This window comes from bacterium, from assembly GCA_035371905.1.
Taxonomy (GTDB): Bacteria; Ratteibacteria; UBA8468; order B48-G9; family JAFGKM01; genus JAMWDI01.
In genome coordinates this window covers 1-5,228 of sequence record DAORXQ010000108.1, presented here as the reverse complement: position 1 = coordinate 5,228, position 5,228 = coordinate 1, and the positions used below count along the sequence as shown (strand labels likewise).

The following is a 5,228-nucleotide window of genomic DNA, read 5'->3' as shown; positions in this document are numbered from 1 at the left end:
TTATTCTTTCATTTGATTATGGATGGGGATGGGGTGCAGAGGACCAGGGTGCTGATTCTGTGAGTATAATGCTTCTTGATTCAAATGGAGATGGATATATTTTTTCAATTGGAAGATGGAAGGCAAAATGGTGTTTTCAATGGGGAATTGTGAAAAATGGAGTTCCACCAAAAGAAAAAAAGTGGGCACCTGAGGATATGGATTTTACACTTAAGTCAATAAGAGACCCGAATTTTGAAAAACTTGGACATGTGATTATTACAAGAGAAAAAGGTGGAAACTGGATAATTACAGGTGAGAACTGGAACAAAGGGAAAGGTGGTACAATTAAATTTACAGATAATACAGTGAGTTCTTTCAGTCAGGTTGTTCTCTACGGAACTAAAAACTTTGATGAACAGGTATTCAATAATATTATGCTTGATGTGACAAAGTAATTTTTATTTCCTGGCCCTGAATAAAATTTCAGGGCCAGGTTTTTTAAGAAAGGAAAAAAATGATTAAAGCTAATGTAATGGGTCTTTTAATTTCATTAATTTCTTTTACTGGTTGTACGCAAAAATTTCTTAATAAAGAAAGCAATAAAGAAAATGAAACAAAAGTATTACCGGCAAAAGTTGTTCCACAAAGAGTTCCTCAGGGTAGTTCATTTAAGGTTTATTTTAACTGGGAATCAGATGGACCTTTAAGTAAACCATATAAAATTTTTGTTCATTTTCTTGATGATAATGATAAAATTGTATTTCAAGGAGACCATGAACCACCTTTAATGCATACAAATCTTCCTCAATGGAAAGGGAAAATAAGTTATGAAATGAAATTTAAAGTTCCTGAAAATCTTGCTGATGGTTCTTATAGAATTATTGTTGGACTTTATGATAAAGAAGGAAGATTGAAATTGAAAGCAGGGAAAGGTGTAATTGAAGAAACAGATTTAAGATACAGAGTTGGCATTTTAAATGTAGATTCAAAGGCAAAACCTGTTCCACCTGATACTGCTGGAAGAAAAACACTTGATTTAAGTAACTATGAACTTGTTTTTAATGAGGATTTTGAAAACCATTTAGATGTTTCTCCCTGGGGACCTGGGACAAGATGGATTGCTCATACTCCATGGCATGGCGATTTTGGAGATGCGATATTTATGGACCCAGGCGTTTATCCTGAATTTCCATTTAAGGTAGAAAATGGGATTCTGATAATTGAGGCAAGGAAGGATAAAAAGTTTGCAGAGAAAGACCCCTGGAAGAGAGAATGGGCATCCGGACTTTTATGTTCAAATGACCCCAAGGGTAATGGTTTCTCCCTTCAATACGGTTATTTTGAAATGAGAGCAAAATTACCCGGAGGGCAAGGTGTATGGCCTGCTTTCTGGCTTGTTTCAAGTTATGATAGAACTGATAAAAATGCGGGTAAGGATGGAGCAATAGAAATAGATATTATTGAATATTATGGAGTTCCTGATGCATACAGTTCTGTAATTCACATATGGGAACCAAAACCACATAGAGGGGTTGGAACAAGAGTAACAACCAGGAAAAATGAAATAACAGAGGATTTTCATAATTATGGTTGTATGGTGACGCCTGAGTGGATTATAATGTATTTTGATGGTGTTGAGGTTTGGAGAGTAAAAACACCACCAGAACATAATAAGCCCTTAATGATTCTTCTTAATTTCGCACTTGGCTCTGGCTGGCCTATTGATAAGGTTCCAAATTCTTCTTTTATGTATGTGGACTGGGTAAGGGCTTATGCACCAAAAAAGAAAAAATGACAAAAAAAGAAAGAGTTAAAAGAACAATTTTACATCAAGAGGTAGATATAGTTCCTTTTAAAATTGATTTTACAATACCTGCATGGGAAAAACTTATTTCATTTCTGGGAAGGGAACCATCAATTGATGAAATTGGTAATCATATTGTAGAAATTGAACCGGTAACCTCTGACGCATGGATTGAGATAAAACCAAATTTCTGGAAGGATGAATGGGGAATAATATGGAATAGAACAGTTGACCCTGATATAGGAAATCCAATACCAGTACTTAAAGAACCATCCTTAAAAAATTATAAATTTCCAGACCCTGAAAGAAAAGAAAGATATGAAAAATTTCCTGAATTTATAGAAAAAAACAGGGACAAATTCATTCTTGCAAATATTGGTTTTTCTCTTTTTGAAAGAGCGTGGACTTTAAGAGGTATGGAAAACTTACTTGTTGATATGATTGAAAACCCTGATTTTGTTCATGAACTTATTGAAGCAATTACTGATTTCAATTTAAGAATCATAAAAAATGTTTCAAAATATGAAATAGATGGGGTGAGATTTGGAGATGACTGGGGTCAACAGAGAGGACTTATAATGGGTATAAAATACTGGAGAGAATTTATAAAACCATACTTAAAAATTATGTATGATGAGGTTCATAAAAATGGATTATTTGTTTTTATTCATTCATGTGGAGATATAAAGGAAATTATTCCTGAACTTATTGAAATAGGAGTTGATGTTTTCAATCCATTTCAGCCGGAAGTGGTGGATATATATGAGATGAAGGAAAAATATGGTAATAAACTTACTTTTTATGGTGGTATAAGTATTCAGAAATTACTTCCTTTCGGAACACCAGCAGAGATAAAAAAAGAGGTAAATAAAATTCTTGAAATTATTGGTAAAGGTGGTGGTTATATTGCATCTCCTTCCCATAGTATCCCGAAAGATGTACCTGTTGAAAATATAGTTGCTTTAATTGAAACTCTGAATAATCAAAAAGAAAAAAATAAAATGGTTGAAATAAATGTTTTATAAATTGACTTGACAAAATAAAATGAATGTGTATAATAATGTATACAAAGTTTACATAAGAGATTTTAGAAAGGATGAGAGATGGAAAGAAATAATATACCATTTTACAAGCAGATAAAAGAGGAAATTTTAAAAAAGATAGAAAAAGGTGAATATAAAGTTGGAGATAAAATTCCTTCAATTTCAGAACTTTCAAAAATTTATAATGTAAGTAATATTGTTGTCAGACAGGCACTTGGAGAACTTGTAAAAGAAGGATACCTTGAGGGTATTCCGGGTAAAGGTACTTTTGTAAAAGAAAAAAGAGAAGAGATAAAAAGAGATGAAAAACTTGTTGGACTTATATTTACTGAAATGGTTGGGAATCCATTTTTTGCAGAAATTTTCACAGGAATAGAAAGTGTATTATCAAGTTATGGTTATCATATGGTTATTTCTGTAAGCTATAACATTGTAGAAAGAGAAAAAAGATTTCTTAAAGAATATATGGAAAGAGGTGTCAGAGGAATAATTATCACTCCGACAGAAGTAAATAGAACTGTAATTGATAATGAAATATTTTCTGAACTTCAAAGACAGAATATTCCTGTTATATTTGTTGATAGAAAAATAGAGGGAATTGATTTTGATTATATTTCTTCTGATAATGTAGAAGGTGGTTATATTGCCACGAAATATTTAATTTCACTTGGACATAAAAGAATAGGGATAATTCTTGGAATAAATGCAAATACGGTAAGAGATAGATTAGAGGGATATAAAAAGGCACTTCAAGAGTATGATATTATCTTTGATCCATTACTTGTAAGAAGAAGTTTTGCAGAATTACAGTATGAAGAAGCAGGATATAACAATACGATGGATTTATTACATTTAAAAGAACCACCAACAGCAATATTTGCATGTAACGAAGCAATAGCAATTGGTATATATAGAGCATGTTTTGAACTCGGACTGAATATTCCAGATGATTTATCTGTTATTGGATATGATAATTTACCTTTCACCTCTTCTTTAAATCCACCTTTAACAACTATTAATCAGAAAAAAAGAGAAATGGGAGAGGAGGCAGCAAGAATATTGATTTCAAGGATAAACGGAGATAAAAGCGGACCTAAAAAAATTATATTTAAAACAGAACTTATAGAGAGAAATTCCTGTAAACAATTAAAAGAGGAGGAACAAAATGAAAAAGTTAGAGTTAAGAAAAAAGAGAATTCAAAATGAAAAAAGGAGGTGCAAAATGAAAAAGAAAGGATTTACATTAATTGAGTTGTTAGTAGTAGTTGCGATAATAGCGATTCTTGCTGCTATGCTTATGCCTGCTTTGAGTAAAGCAAGAGAAAAAGCAAGACAAGCGGTCTGTATGAGTAATTTAAAGGAAATTGCTCTTGCTTTTCATATGTATGCACAGGACTGGGATGATTATTTGCCACCTTATGGAGATAGTTATACAGGTGACTGGTGGACTGTTTGGCCAAATGTTCAACTCTGGGCGCATAAAATAGCAAAATATACAGGTACAAAAACATTCCAGACATATAATATGCCAAAGAGTAAACAGGGTGTATGGAGATGCCCTTCTGTTCTTGATAGTAAAATTGGATGGGGTGGAACTTATGGTTATGGCGTTCTAACTGGTTCTATATCAGGAAGTAATATTCATTATGGATTTTACTGGAGTTCAAACAGAATATTTATAAAACTATCAAGAATTCCGAATAAGTATCATGCTAAACTTATGCTTGTTGCAGATGCCTGTTGTTTTCCACCACATGGGAACACATCAAACAGAGATAGTGGAGTCCCAATTTACTGGGCCACAGTGAAACAACTTTCCCAAACACCTGAAACTACTGCTGCTTCTACTATATGGTGTCCAATATGTACTTACTGGAACGATAACAATAATCCCACAAGATATATTTCAAACAGACATAATGGTGGTGGGAATGTAGCATTTTTAGATGGTCATGTTGAATGGATGTCTTTATTTGATGCTGTTAGAATAAGAAATGATAACCCATACGGATGCTGGAGGGCTGGTTATTCAGACCTTAAAATGCCACGACAATAGTTAAAAAATTTTTAAGGAAAAAAGATATAATGAAAGCATAGTGCACCGGCAGTAAAATATAGTAAAAAAAGAGGTGCGTTATCCTTTTAAAGGAGGAATGATGAAAAAATGGTTGATAATATTTATTTTTTGTACTTTTTTGTTTTCCGCTGAAAAGATTGATTTATTTGAAAAAGACAAGGAACTTTATGGATGGAAAATTGGACTTGGTCTTGAATTTAAAGGAGCAAAAGGTCAACTTATTATTGATGATAATGTTAAGTACAATGGAAAACCATCTTTAAAATTAACAGGAGATTTTACAGAAGGTGGAAAATATGTTGAAGTAAGTAAAAATCTTGAT

General features: G+C 32.5%; 6 protein-coding genes. All 6 read left to right on the top strand.

The window, feature by feature from the left end:
- On the top strand, nt 1–437 hold a 437-nt coding region (locus PKV21_08925), incomplete at its 5' end, for a hypothetical protein (GenBank protein HOM27608.1).
- A 59-nt stretch (nt 438–496) separates the two neighbouring features.
- On the top strand, nt 497–1,777 hold the full coding sequence (locus PKV21_08920) for a family 16 glycosylhydrolase (protein HOM27607.1): 1,281 nt from the start codon (nt 497–499) through the stop codon (nt 1,775–1,777).
- Complete coding sequence (locus PKV21_08915; GenBank protein HOM27606.1) at nt 1,774–2,811, top strand: uroporphyrinogen decarboxylase family protein; 1,038 nt, start codon at nt 1,774–1,776, stop codon at nt 2,809–2,811. The genes PKV21_08920 and PKV21_08915 overlap by 4 nt, the downstream gene beginning before the upstream one ends.
- Before the next feature lie 78 nt (nt 2,812–2,889).
- A complete protein-coding gene (locus PKV21_08910) occupies nt 2,890–4,035 on the top strand; it encodes a GntR family transcriptional regulator (GenBank protein HOM27605.1) in 1,146 nt (381 codons plus the stop codon).
- Nucleotides 4,036–4,051: 16 nt separating this feature from the next.
- Complete coding sequence (locus tag PKV21_08905) at nt 4,052–4,885, top strand: DUF1559 domain-containing protein (GenBank protein HOM27604.1); 834 nt, start codon at nt 4,052–4,054, stop codon at nt 4,883–4,885.
- A gap of 100 nt (nt 4,886–4,985) precedes the next feature.
- A partial coding sequence (locus tag PKV21_08900; GenBank protein HOM27603.1) for a hypothetical protein occupies nt 4,986–5,228 on the top strand: 243 nt, incomplete at its 3' end.